The sequence below is a fragment of the Caballeronia mineralivorans PML1(12) genome, assembly GCF_001028175.1.
Taxonomy (GTDB): domain Bacteria; phylum Pseudomonadota; class Gammaproteobacteria; order Burkholderiales; family Burkholderiaceae; genus Caballeronia; species Caballeronia mineralivorans.
Genome location: NZ_AEJF01000131.1, coordinates 50,239 through 68,855, shown reverse-complemented (window position 1 = coordinate 68,855; position 18,617 = coordinate 50,239). Strand labels below are relative to the sequence as shown.

General features: G+C 62.1%; 18 protein-coding genes and 4 pseudogenes. 14 read left to right on the top strand and 8 right to left on the bottom strand.

Features of this window, described 5'->3' with window-relative positions; translation table 11 throughout:
* Positions 1 to 171: 171 nt before the first annotated feature.
* Both EOS_RS21315 and EOS_RS21310 read left to right on the top strand, forming a co-directional pair.
* Entirely contained in the window at positions 172 to 1,116 is a 945-nt protein-coding gene (locus tag EOS_RS21315) for a LysR family transcriptional regulator (protein ID WP_047848678.1), read from the top strand.
* 39 nt (positions 1,117 to 1,155) lie between these two features.
* Positions 1,156 to 1,713, top strand: coding sequence for an ureidoglycolate lyase (locus EOS_RS21310; RefSeq protein WP_047848677.1), 558 nt, complete (start codon positions 1,156 to 1,158; stop codon positions 1,711 to 1,713).
* 14 nt (positions 1,714 to 1,727) lie between these two features.
* Here EOS_RS21310 and EOS_RS21305 read toward each other — a convergent pair whose 3' ends face one another.
* On the bottom strand, positions 1,728 to 2,654 hold the full coding sequence (locus EOS_RS21305; protein WP_047848676.1) for a LysR substrate-binding domain-containing protein: 927 nt from the start codon (positions 2,652 to 2,654) through the stop codon (positions 1,728 to 1,730).
* Between the two features lie 150 nt (positions 2,655 to 2,804).
* On the opposite strand from EOS_RS21305, the gene EOS_RS21300 reads away from it, so the two are divergent.
* The 9 genes from EOS_RS21300 to EOS_RS21260 are packed head-to-tail and all read left to right on the top strand — an operon-like array spanning position 2,805 to position 11,148.
* Complete coding sequence (locus tag EOS_RS21300; protein ID WP_047848675.1) at positions 2,805 to 3,884, top strand: ABC transporter substrate-binding protein; 1,080 nt, start codon at positions 2,805 to 2,807, stop codon at positions 3,882 to 3,884.
* Positions 3,885 to 3,905: 21 nt separating this feature from the next.
* A complete protein-coding gene (locus EOS_RS21295; RefSeq protein WP_047848674.1) occupies positions 3,906 to 4,985 on the top strand; it encodes an ABC transporter ATP-binding protein in 1,080 nt (359 codons plus the stop codon).
* Positions 4,972 to 5,844 (top strand): ABC transporter permease, encoded by an 873-nt coding sequence (locus EOS_RS21290; RefSeq protein WP_047848673.1) that lies wholly within the window; start codon positions 4,972 to 4,974, stop codon positions 5,842 to 5,844. Before EOS_RS21295 ends, EOS_RS21290 begins: the two co-directional genes overlap by 14 nt.
* A 13-nt stretch (positions 5,845 to 5,857) precedes the next feature.
* Positions 5,858 to 6,655, top strand: coding sequence for an ABC transporter permease (locus tag EOS_RS21285; protein WP_047848672.1), 798 nt, complete (start codon positions 5,858 to 5,860; stop codon positions 6,653 to 6,655).
* Positions 6,652 to 7,794 carry an NAD(P)/FAD-dependent oxidoreductase gene (locus EOS_RS21280; protein ID WP_047848671.1) on the top strand — a complete coding sequence of 381 codons (1,143 nt, stop codon included), beginning with the start codon at positions 6,652 to 6,654 and terminating at the stop codon, positions 7,792 to 7,794. Before EOS_RS21285 ends, EOS_RS21280 begins: the two co-directional genes overlap by 4 nt.
* A gap of 58 nt (positions 7,795 to 7,852) precedes the next feature.
* Positions 7,853 to 8,233 (top strand): (2Fe-2S)-binding protein, encoded by a 381-nt coding sequence (locus EOS_RS21275; RefSeq protein ID WP_047848670.1) that lies wholly within the window; start codon positions 7,853 to 7,855, stop codon positions 8,231 to 8,233.
* Positions 8,223 to 9,617, top strand: a complete 1,395-nt coding sequence (locus EOS_RS21270) for an FAD/NAD(P)-dependent oxidoreductase (protein WP_047848669.1) — start codon at positions 8,223 to 8,225, stop codon at positions 9,615 to 9,617. The genes EOS_RS21275 and EOS_RS21270 overlap by 11 nt, the downstream gene beginning before the upstream one ends.
* The gene (locus tag EOS_RS21265; protein WP_047848668.1) at positions 9,610 to 10,746 is read left to right on the top strand and encodes an NAD(P)/FAD-dependent oxidoreductase; all 1,137 of its coding nucleotides are present in this window, start codon (positions 9,610 to 9,612) and stop codon (positions 10,744 to 10,746) included. The genes EOS_RS21270 and EOS_RS21265 overlap by 8 nt, the downstream gene beginning before the upstream one ends.
* 48 nt (positions 10,747 to 10,794) lie before the next feature.
* A complete protein-coding gene (locus EOS_RS21260) occupies positions 10,795 to 11,148 on the top strand; it encodes a RidA family protein (protein WP_047848667.1) in 354 nt (117 codons plus the stop codon).
* Positions 11,149 to 11,407: 259 nt separating this feature from the next.
* Here the strand turns inward: EOS_RS21260 and EOS_RS49325 are convergent.
* The 3 pseudogenes from EOS_RS49325 to EOS_RS49535 all read right to left on the bottom strand — a co-directional run.
* Positions 11,408 to 11,979 (bottom strand): annotated as a pseudogene (locus EOS_RS49325) (YadA family autotransporter adhesin); the annotation flags it as partial.
* Between the two features lie 89 nt (positions 11,980 to 12,068).
* Positions 12,069 to 12,474: pseudogene (locus EOS_RS49540) on the bottom strand (hemagglutinin); the annotation flags it as partial.
* A gap of 168 nt (positions 12,475 to 12,642) precedes the next feature.
* Positions 12,643 to 12,843, bottom strand: a pseudogene (locus EOS_RS49535) (hypothetical protein); the annotation flags it as partial.
* 493 nt (positions 12,844 to 13,336) lie between these two features.
* Between EOS_RS49535 and EOS_RS46350 the strand changes: the two are divergent.
* Positions 13,337 to 13,453: a potassium ABC transporter ATPase gene (locus EOS_RS46350; RefSeq protein WP_152693155.1), complete on the top strand. Its 117-nt coding sequence runs from the start codon at positions 13,337 to 13,339 to the stop codon at positions 13,451 to 13,453.
* Between the two features lie 53 nt (positions 13,454 to 13,506).
* Here EOS_RS46350 and EOS_RS21250 read toward each other — a convergent pair whose 3' ends face one another.
* Complete coding sequence (locus EOS_RS21250) at positions 13,507 to 13,770, bottom strand: hypothetical protein (RefSeq protein ID WP_047848666.1); 264 nt, start codon at positions 13,768 to 13,770, stop codon at positions 13,507 to 13,509.
* Between the two features lie 737 nt (positions 13,771 to 14,507).
* Between EOS_RS21250 and EOS_RS21245 the strand changes: the two genes are divergently transcribed.
* Positions 14,508 to 15,479: a LysR family transcriptional regulator gene (locus EOS_RS21245; protein WP_047848702.1), complete on the top strand. Its 972-nt coding sequence runs from the start codon at positions 14,508 to 14,510 to the stop codon at positions 15,477 to 15,479.
* On the opposite strand, the gene EOS_RS21240 is transcribed toward EOS_RS21245, so the two are convergent.
* Both EOS_RS21240 and EOS_RS21235 read right to left on the bottom strand, forming a co-directional pair.
* Positions 15,480 to 15,800, bottom strand: coding sequence for a DUF4148 domain-containing protein (locus EOS_RS21240; protein ID WP_047848665.1), 321 nt, complete (start codon positions 15,798 to 15,800; stop codon positions 15,480 to 15,482).
* Between the two features lie 70 nt (positions 15,801 to 15,870).
* Positions 15,871 to 16,230, bottom strand: coding sequence for a DUF4148 domain-containing protein (locus EOS_RS21235; protein ID WP_047848664.1), 360 nt, complete (start codon positions 16,228 to 16,230; stop codon positions 15,871 to 15,873).
* Between the two features lie 484 nt (positions 16,231 to 16,714).
* On the opposite strand from EOS_RS21235, the gene EOS_RS21225 reads away from it, so the two are divergent.
* Positions 16,715 to 17,614 carry a LysR family transcriptional regulator gene (locus tag EOS_RS21225; protein ID WP_047848662.1) on the top strand — a complete coding sequence of 300 codons (900 nt, stop codon included), beginning with the start codon at positions 16,715 to 16,717 and terminating at the stop codon, positions 17,612 to 17,614.
* A gap of 40 nt (positions 17,615 to 17,654) precedes the next feature.
* Here EOS_RS21225 and EOS_RS21220 read toward each other — a convergent pair.
* Positions 17,655 to 18,557 (bottom strand): annotated as a pseudogene (locus EOS_RS21220) (LysR substrate-binding domain-containing protein); the annotation flags it as partial.
* Between the last annotated feature and the right edge of the window lie 60 nt (positions 18,558 to 18,617).

Below are 18,617 nucleotides of genomic sequence, written 5' to 3'. Positions count from 1 at the left end.
ACTCGATGAATGACAGTCTTGAAGAAGCATGCTGCGATGTCCAACAAGTAAATGTTGGCCCCTGTCCTCACTTTTTCTTATCAGCGATAAAATCATCCGGCGATAAACTCACGGGAATGCTTCCGTCGACGCACGTTGCTTCACCACTCAACGCATTATCCGGGGTGCGCCATGAATGTCCGTTTTCTCGAAACGTTTGTATGGCTCGCCAAGCTGCGTAACTTCCGGATGACGGCTGAACACCTGCACGCTACGCAAGCCGCCATCTCCAGCCGGATTTCCGCGCTCGAGCAGGAGTTCGGCGTACGCCTGTTCGAGCGCGGCCCGCGCGATGTGACGCTTACCCAGGAAGGCACCAAGGCGCTTGCGTTTGCGGAGCAAATCCTGAAGCTGAACCGGGAGATGCTCGCGAGTGTCAGCGACCGCTCCAAGGTCGCGGGGCTGCTTCGCCTGGGCGTGATCGAGTCGGTCGTGCATACGTGGCTGCCGGAACTGCTCAAGCGCGTGCGGGAGGAATACCCGAACCTGACGATCGAACTCACGTCGGACACCACGGCAAATCTTTCCGGGCATCTCATCAACGGTAACGTCGATGTCGCTTTGCTGACCACGAACGTCACCGGCAGCGACGCCGTGAACGTTCCGCTTGGAACACTTCCCATGCGCTGGGTGGCGAGCCCTTCACTCAATCTCTCCGCTGAAGCGCTCTCGGAAGCCGAACTCGCCGCGTTTCCCATCGTCAGTTTCGCGCGGCACTCGGCGCCGCATGGTTTTCTCACCGAGTTGTTCGCGGCCAGCGGCGAGACGCACGTGCAGATCAACTGCGTGAGCTCCGTTGCCGCGATCATCCGTCTCGTTCTCGATGGTTTCGGCATAGCGGTGCTGCCAACCGCGTTCGTCACGCGCGAGCTGGAGTCCGGACGCCTGCAATTGCTGCAGGTGACACATCGGGTCCCGGCACTTGCGCTCGTTGCATCGTTCAGGCGCAGCCCGGACAGCCTGCTGTGCGAATCCATCACGCGCCTTGCGTTGCAGGTCGTACGCGATTTCAGCCTGGCCAACGGTCCTGAGTTCGCGTTGTTTCCCAACTCGGGCGACGCGTCGCTTTCGCCATGAAGCGTCGATTCCCTTTCAATTCAGAAGACTTGCCGAAAAATGCAGATTGAACCTTCTCTCACGATTCAGCCGCTAAGCGCCGAGGCCTTCAGTGCTTACGGCTGGATGCTGGGCAAGCCGCTCAAAGCAGACGGCAGCGTTCCCGCATACACCAGTCCGTCCTCGGATTTCTGGCGCGAGCATCTCTTCGATACCGGCGTGGCCGGCGAAACCGAAGTCTTGTGGGTGAAGTACAGGAACGCCGACGATACGGTCGCAAGCCTCGAAGCGCATTGGCTGACACAGCAGGCCATCGTGCCGCTGACGGGACCGGTGATCCAGATCGTTGCAACGAGCACGGATGGCGGCCTTCCGGATATGAGATCGTTGCGCGCGTTTTGGGTGCCAACGGGCGAGGGCGTCTGCATGCGGCCACATTGCTGGCATTCGACGCGAGTGGTTCAAGGCGAGGTGACTTGCCTGATGCTCACGCGGCGCTCGACCACCTACGACCTGGTGGTCCATCTGGAGACGGGAGCGCCGGCATGCGAGAGCGCAATCAGGTCCATTAGCACGCATCGACTCGTGGATTTACCGGGTACGCAGGCCGACCGCTAGCGTCGCCACCCCGTTCAAGCCCGCTTCAGCCGCTCCGGTTTAACCAGCATCGCCGCGAGCCGGTCCTCATGCGTTTTACGCAGCACATCGACGAATTCCACCGTCAGACGCGCCCGCGGCTGATGCGGGGGAAAAAGCAAATAAGTCGGGAACAAGACCGCTGGCGTGAACGGCCGGATCGCGATGCCGGGACCGGCGAAGTCCTGCGCGACAATCGGATGAGCCAGCGTCACGCCCATGCCGCAGCGAACCATCTCGCAGCAGATTGCCGAATACTGCCCTTCGATCGCGAGCACCCGTTCGACTCCCTCGCGTTCGAATACCTCGTCCATCTGCGCGCGCGTGCCGTCGCCGTGGCACAAGGAGATGAATCGCTCGCCTTGAAGATCCTTGGGCTTGAGCGTTGCTTTTTTCGCCAGCCGATGCCCTTCCGGTAATACACACACCGCCGCCACCTTCGATAACAACTCGATCTCGCAATTGGACGCTTCGCTGGTATAAACCGCGACGCCAAGATCGCAGAACTGCGAGCTCGTCCAGTGGTTGACGGTGCCTGAGGTGTTCACGTGCAGCGAAATGGTGACTTCCGGGTGCAGGGCCTGAAAGCGCTGGATTGCATGCGGCACGAGCGTCAATCCCGCCGACGGCATTGCTGCAATGCGCAATCGCCCCGTCCCCAGATTCTTGATCTGAGCCGCGGCATTGGTCAGCCCCTGCAGGCCTACATACGCGCGTTCCACCTCACGAAAAAACGCATTGCCCTCGCTGGTGGGAATCAGCCGCACGCCGCTGCGCTGGAACAGCAGCAGCCCGGTTTCGCGTTCCAGTTGCGTGATCAGGCGGCTGATATTGGGCTGCGATGTGAACAATTCCCTGGCCGCCGCGGTCATGGAACCCGCCAGCATCACCGCCCGGAACGCCTCTATGTGCTTAAGATTCATTGAACGAAACCCATATCATCCTTGTATGGATAGTTATTTTATTCTTATTGGACGATATGCCCTGCGACGAACAGAATAATTTCGCCGTTTAACCCGACTCTTAAGCCAAACCCTCAAGCGTCCGACCCTGCACAGTCTGGAGAATCGCACATGAAACAACTGCAGCAAAGCCGTTGCTCGTCGTCTTCTCGTTCGTATCTGCGGCCACTGCTTGCCGCGCTCGGCTGCGCCGGGGCGTTGTCGGGGTCGCTGCTCGCGCACGCTGAAACCACGCTGTATGTGGCGAACGTCGGCGGTTCGAACGAGACCATGTACCGGCAAAAGATCATCCCGCCGTTCGAGAAAGCGCACGACGTCAAGATAGTCTACGTGGCGGGTAATTCCAGCGACACGCTGGCAAAATTGCAGGCGCAAAAAGGACATCAGCAGATCAATGTCGCGGTGATGGACGACGGCCCGATGTACCAGGCGATGCAGATGGGTTTGTGCGCGAAGATCGACGACGCGCCGGTAATGAAGGACCTGTATCCGCTTGCGCATCTTGGCCCGACCTCGGTGGGTGTCGGCATGGTCGCAACGGGGATTGGTTATAACGCCGATGCGTTCAAGAAGATGGGCCTGCCCGCGCCGGATTCCTGGAACGTGCTGTACGACAAACGCCTGAAAGGCAAGCTCGGCATGCCGCCGATCACGAACACTTACGGCCTGCATACGCTTGTCATGCTGGCGCGTTTGAATGGCGGCGGCGAGAAGAACATCGACCCGGGTTTTACCGCAATGACCACGCAGGTTGCGCCGGACGTGCTGTCCTGGGCGCCGACGCCGGGCGAGATGGACGGCCTGATGCAAAGCGGCGACGTGATCCTTGCGCCATATGGAAGCGGTCGCGCCGTTGCGCTGCAGAACACGGGTTTTCCGCTGAAGTTTTTCTACCCGAAAGAGGGCGGAGTCGCGCTGCAGGTTGGCGCCTGCGTGGTGGCGGAGAATGCGCAGCCGGCGTTGTCGCAGCAGTTCATCCAGTACCTGCTAAGCCCGGAAGTGCAGATGATCCAGGCCCAGGCGATCGGCCTTGGCCCGGTCAACAAGACCGTGCAACTGACTCCGGAAGTGGCGGCGCGCGTGCCTTATGGTCCTGAGCAAATCTCGAAGCTCGTCGCCATGGACTGGGCGACGATCAACCAGCATCGGACAGAATGGACCGAGCGCTGGAATCGCAGCGTAGAACGCTGAACCGGGACGGACCGACCGCACATGAGCTTCCTGACACTCAAAGGCATTTCGAAGCGCTACGGCGACTTCACCGCGATCGAACAGATCGACCTTGACGTCGAACGTGGTGAGTTCCTGTCGCTGCTCGGTCCATCCGGTTGCGGCAAGACCACGACCTTGCAGATGGTCGCGGGTTTTGTCACGCCGACTACCGGCACCATCCTGCTCGATGGTCGCGATATCACATATGAACGGCCCGAGAAGCGCGGCATGGGTGTCGTGTTCCAGAGCTATGCGTTGTTTCCGCATATGACCGTGGATGGCAACGTCGGCTTCGGTCTTGAGATGCGCAACATGAAACGCGCGGCGCGTGCCGAACGTGTCGCCGAAGCGCTGGATCTCGTGCGGCTGAGCGGACTAGGCGGCCGTTATCCGAAAGAGCTGTCGGGCGGCCAGCGGCAACGCGTCGCCATCGCTCGCGCGCTCGCCATGCGTCCTGAACTGCTGCTGCTCGACGAACCGATGTCCAATCTCGACGCCAAGCTGCGCGAGGAAATGCACATCGAGCTGAGGGCGATTCAAAAGCGTCTCGGCATCACGACCATTCTTGTCACGCACGATCAGGTCGAAGCCATGACGATGAGCGATCGCATCGCGGTGATGCATCGCGGCACGATCGCGCAATTGAGCACGCCGTTCGAAGCCTACGAGCGGCCGACGACGCTGTTTGCATCAGCATTTCTTGGCAAGACCAATCTGCTGCCCGGCGAGGTGTTGCGCCGCAATGGACGCTGCGCGGAAGTCGATGTCGCCGGCACCACGCTGAAGGTGCCGCACGAAGGCCGCCATGTGCAGGGTCAGGTGAATGTCTATATCCGGCCGGAGAAGGTGCATCTCGCGACCATCGATACGGCAGCTATTCGCACCACTGGCCGCATCACCACACGCGTTTTCACCGGCAACCAGTGGCTGCTTCTCATCGATACCGGTCTTGGACAACTCAGCGTAGCCCAGCCCAATGACGGCGCGCCGCCACCGGACGAAGGCGCGCAGGTCGGCGTGGCGTGGTCGGACGACGACTTGCGCGTGCTCCAGAAGGAGGGACTCGATGGCCACGCTTGACAACGATCGCGCGGGCGCCGCGCCGTGGCTCCTGTCCGCCCCCGCGTTGCTGTTGTTCTGCGGCCTGCTGCTGGTGCCGCTTGTGTTGACGCTCATGCTGTCCTTCCACGTCTTCAGCAGCAGCCAGGGCACGCTCGCCACCTACACGCTGCGCAACTACATCGAAGTTATTACCGACCCCTACTACGGTTCGATCTTCGGCCGCACCGCCGGTCTCGCGTTTGCCGTGACCTTGCTCTGCATTCTGCTCGGCGTGCCGGAGACCATCGTGCTCGCGCGGATGAAACGTCCCTGGCAATCCATCTGCCTGCTTGTCGTGCTCGGTCCGTTGCTGATATCGGTCGTTGTCCGTACGCTCGGCTGGCAGATCCTGCTTGGCAACAACGGCGTGCTGAACAACGCGTTACAGGCGCTTCACATCACCTCTGAACCCATTCGTCTCGTCTTCACGATGACCGGCGTGGTGATCGCGCTGACGCACGTGCTGGTGCCCTTCATGGTGATGTCGGTTTGGGCGACGCTGCAGAAACTCGACCCGCAGGTGGAATGGGCCGGCCGCTCACTCGGCGCTTCACCGTTCCGGGTGTTCCGGCGTGTGGTGCTGCCGCAGATCCTGCCGGGCGTGCTGTCGGGTTCGATCATTGTGTTCGCGCTGTCCGCATCGGCTTTCGCGACACCTGCGTTGATCGGCGGGCGGCGTCTGAAAGTGGTTGCGACCGCCGCTTACGATGAGTTCCTCGGCACGCTGAACTGGCCGCTGGGCGCGACGATCGCGGTGCTGCTGCTTATTGCCAATGTGGTGATCGTGCTGGGCTGCAGCCGGCTGGCCGAGCGCCGTTTCAAGCACATCTTCGACTGAACCGGGGGACGTCATGAAACAAAACGGATTCCTCGGCCTGCTGTTCAATGCGCTCTTCCTGACCTTTATCGCCGCGCCGCTGGTCGTCGTCATCCTGGTCGCTTTCACCGACAAGGGATTCATCTCGCTGCCGTTCGACGGCGCGTCGCTGCGCTGGTTCAGGGCGATCCTGGACAACGATCAGATCGTCGGGGCGTTCTGGCTCTCGGTGCGCCTCGCGCTGGTGGCGGCCACGATAGGCGTCGCGCTGGCGTTGCCGGCGGCGCTTGCCATCGCACGCTACCGCTTCCCCGGCCGCGCTGCGCTCACCGGCTTTTTCCTCTCGCCGATGATGATTCCCGCCGTCGTACTCGGCATCGCGTTCCTGCGTTTTCTTAGCTTGCTCGGGCTCGGCGGCTCGTTCTGGGCGCTTTGCGCGACGCATGTGATCATCGTGTTGCCGTATGCGTTGCGGCTTGCTTTGTCATCGGCTATAGGCCTTGATCGCGATGCGGAACGGGCGGCGCTGTCGTGCGGCGCCAGCCGCTTCACGGCCTTTCGCCGCGTGGTCCTGCCGATGATACGCACGGGTGTAGCGGGTGGCTGGGTGCTGTCGTTCATCCAGAGCTTCGACGAGCTCACCATGACCATTTTCGTCGCGACGCCCGGCACGACCACGCTGCCCGTCGCGATGTACAACCAGATCGCGCAGACGATCGATCCACTGGTCGCCTCCGTGTCGACCGTGTTGATCGTCGGCACGGTCGTCCTGATGCTGGTGCTCGACCGTATGGTGGGTCTGGACCGCGTCCTGATTGGAGAAACACGATGAGAGGTCATTCAGTCGACAGTCCCGACGTGCTGGTGGTCGGAGGCGGGCTGGTGGGAACCGCGGTGGCCTACGGGCTGGCGCGCGAGGGGGCGAAGGTGACAGTGCTGGACCAGGGCGACGGCGGTTTTCGCGCCTCGCGCGGCAATTTCGGCCTGGTGTGGGTGCAGGGCAAGGGTTACGGTTTGTCGCCCTACGCGCGCTGGTCGCGTAGCTCGGCGCGACTATGGCCGGGACTCGCAGCTGCGTTGCTGGAGGACACCGGTATCGATGTATCGCTTAAGCAGCCGGGCGGTTTCCACCTGTGTTTCTCCGACGACGAGATGGCCGAGCGCGAGAAACGTCTATCGACGCTGCAGGCGGAACTCGGTGGCGAGTATCCCTATCAGTTGCTCGACGCGCAGGAGTTGCGCGAACGTCTGCCGGCCGTGGGACCTGAAGTGATCGGCGCGAGTTATACGCCCATGGACGGTCACGTGAATCCGCTCAAGCTGCTACGTGCGCTGCACGACGCCATGCAGCGGCGCGGGGTGAAGCTCGTCAACGGCGAAGAGATCGGTCGCATCGTTCCCGAGACGAACGGCTTCGCCGTGCACGGCAGGAACGCTGTGTGGCGCGCGCCGAAGGTCGTGCTGTCAGCGGGCCTTGGTAACCGTGCGCTCAGCGCCCAGGTGGGTCTGCATGCGCCGGTCGCGCCGAATCGCGGACAGGTGCTGGTCAGTGAACGGGTCGCACCGTTCCTGCATTACCCGACCATCAATGTGCGCCAGACCGACGAAGGCTCGGTGCAGTTCGGCGATTCGATGGAAGAGGCCGGCTACAACGACTTCACCACCACCGACGTGCTCTCGACCATCGCGCGACGCGGGGTGCGTAGCTTCCCCCTGTTGAAGAACGTGCGGCTGGTGCGCACGTGGGCCGCGCTGCGTGTCTATAGCCCTGACAGTTTTCCGATCTACGAACAGTCGCTGCAGTACCCGGGCTCATTCGTCGTGACCTGTCACAGCGGTGTGACGCTGGCGGCAGCACATGCCTTGCGCATCGCACCCTGGATAACCGGTGGTCCGATCCCCGATGAACTCCCCGCGTTCCGGGGCGGCCGTTTCCTCGCCGCCGATCACCCGGCCAGCCATGCTCACTAGCCGCTTCAACGTCTCGCTTGCGCGCCACGCGGCGCCCCTTGAACACCGACATTCCGCTATGACTTCCAAACCGCTATTCAGAGTGCTCCAGCCGGCCGCCGGCACCGACGCCAAGACTGAAACCGCCATCCAGATCTGGTTCAACGACCAGCCTTTCAGCGTAGCGGGGGGCCGTTCGGTTGCCGCCGCATTGTTGGCCGCCGGAGTCCAGCGTTTTCGCGCGACGCCGGTATCGGGCGCACCGCGCGCGCCGTATTGCATGATGGGCGCGTGCTTCGAATGCCTGGTCGAGATCGATGGCATGCCGAGCCGGCAGAGCTGCATGGTCACGGTGCAAGACGGCATGCGTATTCATTCGCAAGAGGGCGCACGCGATCTGCCGCCGCAGTCGGATCTGGACTTGTCGCAGGCATCCAGGGAGAACGTTCATGGCCGCTGAATCCGTCGATGTCGCCGTGATCGGCGCTGGACCTGCCGGGCTTGCCGCTGCGACTCAGGCTGCGAGAGCAGGGTTGTCGGTGGTGCTGCTCGATGAACAGGAAGCGGTGGGTGGGCAGATCTATCGCGCGATCGAACGCAGCGACGCGCAACGCCGTAACATCCTCGGTCCCGACTATGCCGCCGGTTCGGCGCTGGCCAGCGCATTCGCCCGCTCCCGCGCGCGTTATGTGCCGAACGCATCGGTCTGGCAAGTCACGCGCGAGCGCTCGGTGCACTACCTCAAGGACGGCAAAGTGGGCAGCTTCGAGGCCAGGCGCGTGGTGCTCGCGACCGGCGCGCTCGAGCGGCCCTTTCCGATTCCCGGCTGGACCTTGCCCGGCGTGATGACCGCCGGCGCCGCGCAGATCCTGCTGAAAAGCGCGGGCGAAGTGCCCACCGAGCCGCCGATACTGGTCGGCTGCGGACCACTGCTTTATCTCCTCGGATGGCAGTACGTAAGCGCTGGCGTACCGATCCGCGCGCTCGTCGATACGACTCGCCACGACGACCGCTGGCGCGCCAAGCGGCACATGCTGTCCGCATTGCGCGCGTGGCCTTACCTGAGCAAGGGCTTGCAGTTGATGCGGACCTTGCGCGAAGCCGGCGTGCCGATGCACGAAGCCGCCGACGATCTGCGCGTGGAGAGCGGTATCGACGAAGACGGAAGCGAGCGCGCACGCGCGTTGCATTTCTCGGTGCGGGGCGTGTCGCATCGGATTGAAGCCAATGTCATCCTGCTGCACCAGGGCGTGGTGCCGAATACGCAGTTCACGCAGTCGCTGCGGGCATCGCATAAGTGGGATGAAGCGCAGTTATGCTTCACGCCCGTCACCGATCAATGGGGCGAACTCGATGTCCCCGGCATCTTCGTTGCAGGCGATGGCGGCGGCATTGGCGGCGCGCAGGCGGCGGAAACGCAAGGCGAAGTGACAGCGCTGGCGATTGCCACGCAGCTTGGCGCGATCGATACCGCCGCGCGCAATCGCAGCGCCGCGCCGCTGCTTCGGCGCTTGAGCGACGTCATGCGCATTCGCCCTTTCCTCGACAGCCTCTATCGGCCACGCGATGAAAATCGCGTGCCGAAGGACGAGGTGATTGTGTGCCGCTGCGAGGAAGTCACGGCCGGCGAACTCCGGCATTTCGTGAAGCTTGGCTGTCTCGGACCGAACCAGGCGAAGTCCTTCGGCCGATGCGGCATGGGTCCGTGTCAAGGCCGCCTCTGCGGATTGACCGTGACGGAAGTGATTGCCGATGCCCGCGATGTGGCTCCCGCTACAGTCGGCTACTACCGCATCCGGCCGCCGATTAAACCGCTTACGCTGGGAGAACTGGCCGGTGAATAAGCCCGTAGCCAACGAGTCCGACGTGCTGGTCATCGGCGGCGGGCTGCATGGATCGAGCAGCGCGTTCCATCTCGCGCGCCGCGGTGTGAGCGTGACTGTGCTGGAAGCCGATTATGTCGGCCGCCATGCATCGGGCGTTAATGCAGGTGGCGTGCGTACGCTCGGCCGGCCATTGCCGGAGATTCCGCTGGCGTTGATGTCGCGGGAGATCTGGCACAACATCGTCGATACAATCGGTGACGATGCGGGTTTCGTGGCGTCGGGACAGTTGAAGATTGCCGAGACCGAAGCCGAACTCGATGAGTGCCGCGAACGCGTGGCGCTGCTCGAGGCGCATGGTTTTACGCATGAGAAGATCATCGACCGTGAGACTTTGCTTGAGCTGGAACCGGCGATTACGCCGCATGTGACCGGCGGTATTTGGGTCGAGCGCGATGGTTACGCGCTGCCGTTTCGGACGACGACGGCGTTTCGCCTTGCAGCAGAGCGGCATGGTGCGGTGTTCCACGAAGGCACACCGGTGACACGCATCGAACAGAAGGGCGAGCGCTGGCTCGCGCACACGCCGGCGGGGGTATTCTCTGCCGCGAAGCTGGTTGTCACGGCCGGGGCATGGTCGGGCGAGCTCGCGCAACAAGTCGGCGAGCCGGTGCCGGTTCATCCTGAAGGGCTCATGCTGATGGTCACGCATCGCGCTGCGCCGTTCTGCCGCGCGACGCTCGGCGCAACGGGGCGGCCGCTCTCGTTCAAGCAATTCGATAACGGCACGGTTGTTATCGGCGGCAAGCTGATCGGGATCGCGGATCTGCCCGGACGTCATGGCGAAGTCGATTTTGCGCGGCTCGTGAAGAGCGCAAATACAGTCGTCGACCTGTTTCCGCATCTGCGCAATCTCGGGATCAATCGCGCATGGGCCGGCGTGGAAGCATTCACCGACGACTCGTTGCCCGTGATTTCGCCCAGCCGGCGGGCGTCGAACCTGACCTATTCGTTCGGGTATTGCGGCAGCGGGTTTCAGCTTGGACCGGGATGCGGGAAGTTGGTATCGGAGCTGGTGCTGGACGGTGTGGCATCCCTACCGCTCGATGCGTTTGCCATCGACCGGTTCAGCGGTGTTGCGGCGGCATAGAAGTAACGGCGTTTGTGGACGGCTATTTTAAATTAACGAGGAATACGTATGAACGATATCGTCAGGTTTGAAACGAATCAACGGATGAGCCGTGTGGTGAAGGCAGCAGGACTGGTGTTCGTCGGCGGCCAGACGTCGAATGATCGGACGCTCGACGTGAAAGGGCAGACGCAGCAGGTTCTTGCCAAGATTGACGGGTACCTTGCGCAGGCAGGTATCGATAAAACGCGGCTGCTGTCGGCTCAAGTATGGCTGGCGGATATTGGCCGCGACTTCGCGGGCATGAACGAAGTGTGGGACGCATGGGTCGCACCGGGAAACGCGCCTACGCGCGCGACGGTCGAATCGAAGCTAGCCGCGCCGGATCTGCTGGTCGAGATCATGGTGACTGCGCTGGCTTGATTCGCAGCCAGGAAGACGACCCGTTCGCGCCTGACGCAGAACGTTGGTCACCTGTCACTAGCCGATCCTCTTCACATCACCCGGCTTCCAGTCTTTCTCGAAGAACGCCTTGGTCGGCCCATATAGCCTCAGGATGATGAAATACCCTTTCCCGGGAGCATGGACGCCGCCACCGGTGCTGCGGCAGGAGTGAACTCGTCCAGCCTCCCTCCGGGGAGGTCACCAACCGCTCTATCGGACCGGCTAACGTGTTGCACCTTTACCATTCATAGCCCGCGCCGACCACGCCTCCCGTCGCGCCTCGGCTGTTGGAGGTCAACGACGCCTTGTACACCCATCGGCCGCTGGCGGTGATGGTCGATACGCCGAGTGCGTACCCGGTCTGTCCTTGATAGACACTGCTGGCAATCGACACCATGCTCTTCCCCGGCGCGCTGGGTGCGGCAAGCCCGCCACGGCCATCGCCGATGCGGTTCCCCCATTGGCATCGTTGCGCACGCTCTGTACCTGGCTGTTGGTGTATTGATTGGCCTGCGTCACCGCGCTACCGACACTGGCGTTCAGTTGATTGACGTTCACCGCGTCCGTCGCGGTGATCCCGGGCGCGAGATTCCCGATCGTGCGCTCGTTGCCCACCGAACCGATGGAAATTGAATTCGTCGTGGACGCGACCGAGTTCGCTCCCAGTGCCACGGAATTGGCTGCCGCAGCCTGCGCACCGGTTCCCACGGCCGTGCTAGTGGCGGCAGACGCCGTGCTGCCGCTACCCGCGGCCGTGGCATTCGAGCCGCTCGCGACCGGCGCCGAATAGGTGGTTGGGTTGCCGGAGATCAAGGTTGGAGCGGAGCCAATCCCCGGGTTCGCAGCCGGAGGCGCCGCGGCGGCGGCTTGCGCCGCGATCGCGTGGTTCATCGAGACCACCGCGCTGTCCAACTGACCGAGGTTGACCGCGTCCGTTAACTGCGTGCCGGGCGCGACATTGATAATCTGGCGTAGTGATCCAGACGAGCCGACCGACATCGCACCCATCAGGGTCGTAAAGCTCGTCCCCGAGATCGGGTCGACAAAGGTCCCGGCCGCGCGATTCGCGATCGAATTCGCGCCTAGTGCCACCCCGCCGGCGGCCGTCGCGGCGGCGTTTGCGCCTAGGGCCATGGACGACCCCGCTGTAGCACCCGCACCCGAGCCGATCGCAACGTCGTTTGTCAGGGTCGTCCCCGAACCCGCGAGACCGGCTACCGCGCCGTTGCCGAGGGCAATGCTGCCGCCCCCTTGCGCCGTCGAGGACACGCCAAGCGCAACCGATGAGGCTCCCGAAGCGGTGGCGAAGTTGCCGCCGGCATAGGCGCTAGCGCCTGAAGCGGTGGACCCTTCGCCGATCGCAGTGCTAAGCACGCCGCTCGCCGTGCTACCCGCGCCATATGCACTGCTGCCTAAGCCCGATGCCACGCTGCCTTCGCCGCTGGCTACGCCGAAGTTGCCGGTCGCGCTGCTGAAATCGCCGATTGCGGTGGATTGGCCGCCGGTCGCTGTCGCGTGGCTGCCAATGGCCGTATTACGGATGTCGCCGCCTGAAACGCCTGCGATAGCGCCGGGTCCGATCGCGACGTCCTCGGTATTGGTGGCCTGCGCGCTCGTGCCGATGGCAATTGCGTCAGTCGCGCTGGCGGTCGCCCCTGTGCCACCGGCCAGCACGCCATCGATAGCCACGCTGTTGCTGCCCGTCGCGACGCCGCTACCGCCGGTGAATTGCGCGTGCGCCGGCGATACAAAGCCCGTCAGCGAACTCAGTATCGCGGCGGCAACCGCATGTCGAGTTGCTGATCGTGGGCTCGTTGAATCGGGCCTCTGTCCGATTCAGACGCGAAGACACCGCGCGCGCGTGATTTACCCCCTTCCGTACTGACAAATTTGCTCATGGCCCCTCCGCCCGAAATGTCAGCGACCCGCAATCGCGCTCAAGAGCGGTTGGAGGTGCTTTTATGTAGCTATATTGTCGACGCGGATTTCGAGCGCTTTAGGGCCAAATTGTTAACTACTGTCAAACATCAGGCGATGCGGTTCCGTGCAGGTGCGGACCTTCGACCTGTTTTTGTTTCTTTTATAAGTCTCCTCAATCTTTTAACGCGGCATTTACGGGTTCGTGCCTAAGATTAAAGACATAAAAATGTAATATCGGAGACAAACCATGGACCTGCTTTTCATCGGCGGGATAATCGCCTTTTGGGCGCTTTCGATGGCAATGGCCATGGGTTGTGACAAGCTGCGCCGCAGATCACGGGATCGAGGATCGCGCGGATTGTAAGGTTCGGGAAGCAAGACGCGCTCGATATCCACGTTCCGCAACTGCGCGCCGTGTTACGAAGCCAGCAAGTCGTCGACAAGACGTCGACCAGCGCTGTAGCCGCTCATGAGCGCGTCGCTTTCGCTGGTAAATCGCTTGCCTTGTAATTCGCCGAGGCGCAGTGGGGAAAAGACGCTGACAGAGCCGTCCGCCTTGCTGATTTTCACGATCGCCACGTATCCAACGCTGGCTGGCACACCGCGCGCACCCTTCCAGCCGAAGTCGGTCTCAACGGCCACGGCAATCTCGAACCCGTGATACTGATAAATGCGATTCATGGGGCCTCCCGGTTCGCGTTTCGCTATGGCCGCCGTACGTCGTCAGGCGCCAGGATGCCAATATGTCGCAAGAAGTGCTGCACGATTCCACCAGTTGGCACGCTGGCGGAAAGCGTCGCTATCTTGACGGGAATGAACCACCTGTACTCTGCGATTTCGTTGTTGGCTGTGCGGTTGTGTGATGCGCTACACCAGCGAAAAAGAACCAGCAGAATCCGGTCGTCTCGAACACGCGGAACGGTTGCCCGGTCCTTCAGCGTCTCCCTGCCTGCCTTATTGTTCGAGCCTCACGCAGACCAGCATTGATGCAGCGCTGACCGCAATAAGCTCCATATTGTAAGTCTTCTAAATTCTGAGCGCGCATTCCATGCGAGCCGGCCCCGCCATTGTGAACACGCGTGCACGCGCGTCGTCGGGCAAGGCGACCCGATTCAATGCGCCGCTGCGGTGACTAGCGAGTCTATGGTCCATTTGAATCCCGCCACACTTGTCACTCCCACCGTTCGATGCCCGGCACTAATCTATCACCACCAACCCGGACGTCGTATCGAGAACTGAGCGGACGAGGAAGCACACCCAGGGAGGCACGCATGATGACGCGCATGATCGGGACACTGAAGAATGGATAACAGCGCGGCTTGACCTGCTCGAGGCGGACAGTGGGAAAAAGATAAGGTGTGCTACGACCTTGAGATGAATGACATCGCGGTGCCCCGAAATCCATAGGAGAAATGCCCGTGATGGATCGCATCATGGCGATGCAGACCTTCGTACGCATCGTCGACACCAACAGCTTTACCCGCGCCGCGCAGTCGCTCGGAATTCCGCGCGCAACCGCGACAACGCTAGTGCAGAGCCTCGAGGCAATGCTCGGCATCCAGTTGCTCGTGCGCACCACGCGCCGGCTCAACCTGACTGCCGAGGGGGCCGCATATTACGAGCGTTGCGTGCAGATTCTCGCTGACATCGACGACATCGAGGCGAGCCTGCGGCATCCCGACGACCGGCCGCGCGGGCGGCTACGCGTCGAGATGCCGGCGGTGGTCGCGAACGCGATCATATTTCCGGCGCTCGACGACTTTCACGCGCGCCATGAGCATATCCTGCTCGCGTTCGGCGTCAGTAACCGGCAGGTCGATCTGGTTGGCGAAGCGATCGATTGCTGCATCCTGACTGGAGCGCTGCCGGGGTCGGGCCTCGCTGCCCGCCGACTCGGCGCGCTTGAGCGTGTGACCTGTGCGAGCCCGCTTTATCTCGCGCGGTACGGCACGCCGCTGCAGTTCGAAGAGCTGACCGATCACGTTGCGGTGAATTGCATGCGCGCGCAGACCGGGCGCGCGGTGGACTTCGATTTTCAGGTTAATGACGATACGGTCAACGTGCCACTCGGAGGCTTCGTGCAGGTCAGCGACGAACATGCGTATCTCGAATGTGGAGTGCGTGGATTCGGGCTGATCCAGCCGCCGCGGGCGCTTGCACAGCCCTACCTCGACTCTGGGCGGCTGCGTGAAGTGCTGCCGCATTACAGGCCTGCACCGATGCCGGTATCAGTCGCGTATCTGCGTCATCGCCGCGTTCCGCTGCACGTGCTCGCCTTCGTCAACTGGCTCGCGGAACTGTTCGAAACAGCGCGGCATGTGAGTCATGAGCTGCCAGACGTAAGCCGGATTCTGCGTGGGATGGAGGCGAATGAACCCGCCGGAGTGTAGTCAACGCCCGGCAAACAGGGAACGGGGCGAAATTGCATTTGCCGCCATGCCGGTCTGCGAGGATCTGGCCTGCGCTACACCACCCACGGCATCGGTCGCGCGCCGCGCTCCGTCCTGTTCAGCAATTTTTGCTTCGGCGGCCTGGATCTCGACTGGATAGTCATTGTCGCCACCTCCTGGACGGTAGCCGGCCTGCTCGACACGGATGATATCCGCGCGCACCTGAGCACGGGTCAGCTGGCCAGATGGAGTTTGCGCGAAGGTCAGTGCCGGGCTTGCGAGCGCGCTGACGGCGAGGGTAAGGCAAATGAGCGTCTTCATGACTGGCTCTCCTTCAGTGAATGATGGGTGTTGCTGCGTAATCGATCGGCGTGCGCGATATGTTGCTGCGTCAGCTGCCGAAGTACGGCGTGCAGAAGCTGACGGGTCCGACGCAGGCAGGAATGGCCGAACGACTTTGACCGGTGCCGACTTTGCCTGCCGCTTCGCTTTGGCCGGCGGCGCTCGAACCCGACATGTCGGCACCCGTGCCGCTTTCGCTTTGCTGCTTGAGTTGGGCTGCCTGTTGCGCAAAGATCGGGTTGACGTCGGGGTACGACGTGTCGGTCACGAAACGCAGGCCGTTGTTTTCTGCCTGGATCAGTTCCTGACGGACTTCCGCGCGCGTCTTCTCCTGGGCGGATGCGGTAGAAGCGATGCCTGTCGACGCGAGCAGCATCATGGAAAGGCCAAACACATAAGACTTATTCATTTCGAACTCCTAAATTGACGATAAATAAATAAACATCGACTACATCTTGGTGAACGCAGAGAACCTGACTCTATGCGCGGCAGGAACTCCCGGCGCGACGTTCGTCTTCCGCGTTCGTGGCGCAAATCTGCGTGAACCAGTGATTGCACGTGCAGATCTTGTTTAGCGCCTCCAGGTCCACATCGTATTCACCGGGGAGAGAGAAATAAAATATATTGTTGCGATACGATCCATATCTGTAACGCATGCCGCCGAAAGCTGAATGTGGGCTTGCACCAGCAAACGCGACGCGGGTCGACTCCACGGGCGCCGGCAGACCTGACTGCACTGCATCGCGACCAGGAGGAACCACGGCTCGCCGGTCGACGGAGAACATTGCCTGTCGGCGACGGCTTTGTCCCCGTCGCTTCGGAAAGCTTCGCGACAGGTACAGCCGTTGTGGCATGGCCCAGTGCATGCGCTGTTTGCGGGAATTGCAGCTCTAATGAACTTTACTCATCTATTCGCGTTTTTCGAGGTTGCGCGCGCCGGCAGCGTCAGCGCGGGGGCCGAGCGCCTGCACGTCAGCCAGCCAGCGGTCACGCGGGAAATCAGGGAGCTGGAGGACCGGCTCGGACTTGTGCTGTTCGACCGGCTGCCGCGAGGCGTTGCGCTCACTGACGCGGGGTCGACACTATTTCGCTATGCCGAGCAGATTTTCTCGCTCGCCGACGCTGCGGAGTGGGAACTGAGGGAGCTGGCTGGTCTCAGCGCCGGGCATGTGAAGATAGGTGCAAGCGCGACGGTCGGCGTGTATCTCGTGCCGGGCATGATTGCGCAATTTAACGCCAGCCACCCTCAGGTCGCGATCGACCTGACGGTCACCAACACCGAGCAAGTCGAAGCCGGTTTGCGTGACCATGCATTTGCGCTTGGCTTCATCGAGGGACCATTCGACAACACGATTCTGCATTCCCGTCCGATCGGGGCCGACGAAATTGTCGCGGTCGCCGCGGCCGGACATCCGCGTGCCGGACAGAAGTTATCGCCGCCCGACCTGACTGCGCATACGGTCATTCTGCGTGAACCTGGTTCGGGCACGCGCGCGGTTGTCGAGGAGGCTTACGGGCATATCGGTTTGCAAGTCGACCCGCTGATGTCCGTCAGCGACACCGAAGCCATCAAGCGGATGCTGCTCGCGCAGAACGCCATCGCTTACGTTTCCCTGCTCAGCGTGAAGGATGAGTTGCGCCGCGGCGAGCTGACGGTGCTCGAAGTGGATGATCTTCGCATCGAGCGCCCGCTGCACATGGTGTGGCTCAAGGGGCGGTCGCTGTCGCCGAGTACACAGGCGTTTTTCGACCTGGTGCTGGCGCGGGTCGCGTCGGATGCCGCAGCGGGGTAACGTTGTTCGTCGCGAGATCTGCCACGTTGGCATCAGCGTTTCGCATGGCCTGCCCGACGTGTTCCCGCGAAGACGCCGGCGACAGCAGTTCGACTAGCGTACGCACGTAACCTCGCATGGAAACATCGCTCCTGAACGCGACATAGGCAGTATGTGAGCCGGGCACGTGTTCGAAGGGTAACGCGCGCAAGCTGCAATCGCGTTCCCTATCGAAAGCCATGTCCTCGACGATACCGACGCCCAGCCCCAGTGCGACGTAGGTCTTTACCATTTCCGCGTCGGCGGCGCGCAGCACGACATTGGGCGCACGGCTGCCCTGCCTGAATATCTCCCGCTGCCTGAACATGTCGTCCTCGACGATCAGCGGGAACCGCGAGAGATCGTCAGACTCGAGCCAGGCTCGTCCGGCAAGAGGATGACCGGCCGGCACCACCGCGACGGGACGCGAGATCATGCAAGGTTGCGTCAGCAGCGTGTCGTCTCCAGACAGGTCCCCTGGCGTCAGCACGAGGTCGGCTTCGCCGTTGCGGATCATCGCTGATACCTGGCTGGACGAGCCTTGCAGGATCGAAACCAGGACCTTTGGAAAGCTCGACCTGAACAGTGCGATCGCGTTGGGCAGCAGATAGCGAGCGCACGTATGGGTGGCGGCGATGATCAGTTCCCCCTGATCGTCAGCCAGATAATCCGCACCGAGGCGCTTCAGGGCTTCGACCTCGCGAAGAATCCTCTCTGCTGCCGCAACGACGAGTTTGCCGCGGTCGGTAACGGCGCTCAGCCGCTTGCCATGGCGCGTAAAAATCTCGATGCTCAGTTCGTCTTCGAGTTCGATGATCGACTTCGAGATGCCAGGCTGTGACGTATAGAGGGTTTTGGCGACAGCAGTCAGATTGAGCTTCTGACGAACCGCCTCGCGTACGAAACGGAATTGATGGAGGTTCACGGAGCGATCCCGGACTGGACGATGAGTGGATGCCGGGTTACCGAGGGCAACCCGGCACGA

Excerpts from the sequence above, each read along its gene's own strand:
- EOS_RS21315 (WP_047848678.1), top strand. The coding sequence starts at position 172 with ATGAATGTCCGTTTTCTCGAAACGTTTGTATGGCTCGCCAAGCTGCGT.
- EOS_RS21310 (WP_047848677.1), top strand. The coding sequence starts at position 1,156 with ATGCAGATTGAACCTTCTCTCACGATTCAGCCGCTAAGCGCCGAGGCC.
- EOS_RS21305 (WP_047848676.1), bottom strand. The coding sequence starts at position 2,654 with ATGAATCTTAAGCACATAGAGGCGTTCCGGGCGGTGATGCTGGCGGGT.
- EOS_RS21300 (WP_047848675.1), top strand. The coding sequence starts at position 2,805 with ATGAAACAACTGCAGCAAAGCCGTTGCTCGTCGTCTTCTCGTTCGTAT.
- EOS_RS21295 (WP_047848674.1), top strand. The coding sequence starts at position 3,906 with ATGAGCTTCCTGACACTCAAAGGCATTTCGAAGCGCTACGGCGACTTC.
- EOS_RS21290 (WP_047848673.1), top strand. The coding sequence starts at position 4,972 with ATGGCCACGCTTGACAACGATCGCGCGGGCGCCGCGCCGTGGCTCCTG.
- EOS_RS21285 (WP_047848672.1), top strand. The coding sequence starts at position 5,858 with ATGAAACAAAACGGATTCCTCGGCCTGCTGTTCAATGCGCTCTTCCTG.
- EOS_RS21280 (WP_047848671.1), top strand. The coding sequence starts at position 6,652 with ATGAGAGGTCATTCAGTCGACAGTCCCGACGTGCTGGTGGTCGGAGGC.
- EOS_RS21275 (WP_047848670.1), top strand. The coding sequence starts at position 7,853 with ATGACTTCCAAACCGCTATTCAGAGTGCTCCAGCCGGCCGCCGGCACC.
- EOS_RS21270 (WP_047848669.1), top strand. The coding sequence starts at position 8,223 with ATGGCCGCTGAATCCGTCGATGTCGCCGTGATCGGCGCTGGACCTGCC.
- EOS_RS21260 (WP_047848667.1), top strand. The coding sequence starts at position 10,795 with ATGAACGATATCGTCAGGTTTGAAACGAATCAACGGATGAGCCGTGTG.
- EOS_RS46350 (WP_152693155.1), top strand. The coding sequence starts at position 13,337 with ATGGACCTGCTTTTCATCGGCGGGATAATCGCCTTTTGGGCGCTTTCG.
- EOS_RS21250 (WP_047848666.1), bottom strand. The coding sequence starts at position 13,770 with ATGAATCGCATTTATCAGTATCACGGGTTCGAGATTGCCGTGGCCGTT.
- EOS_RS21240 (WP_047848665.1), bottom strand. The coding sequence starts at position 15,800 with ATGAAGACGCTCATTTGCCTTACCCTCGCCGTCAGCGCGCTCGCAAGC.
- EOS_RS21235 (WP_047848664.1), bottom strand. The coding sequence starts at position 16,230 with ATGAATAAGTCTTATGTGTTTGGCCTTTCCATGATGCTGCTCGCGTCG.
- EOS_RS21225 (WP_047848662.1), top strand. The coding sequence starts at position 16,715 with ATGAACTTTACTCATCTATTCGCGTTTTTCGAGGTTGCGCGCGCCGGC.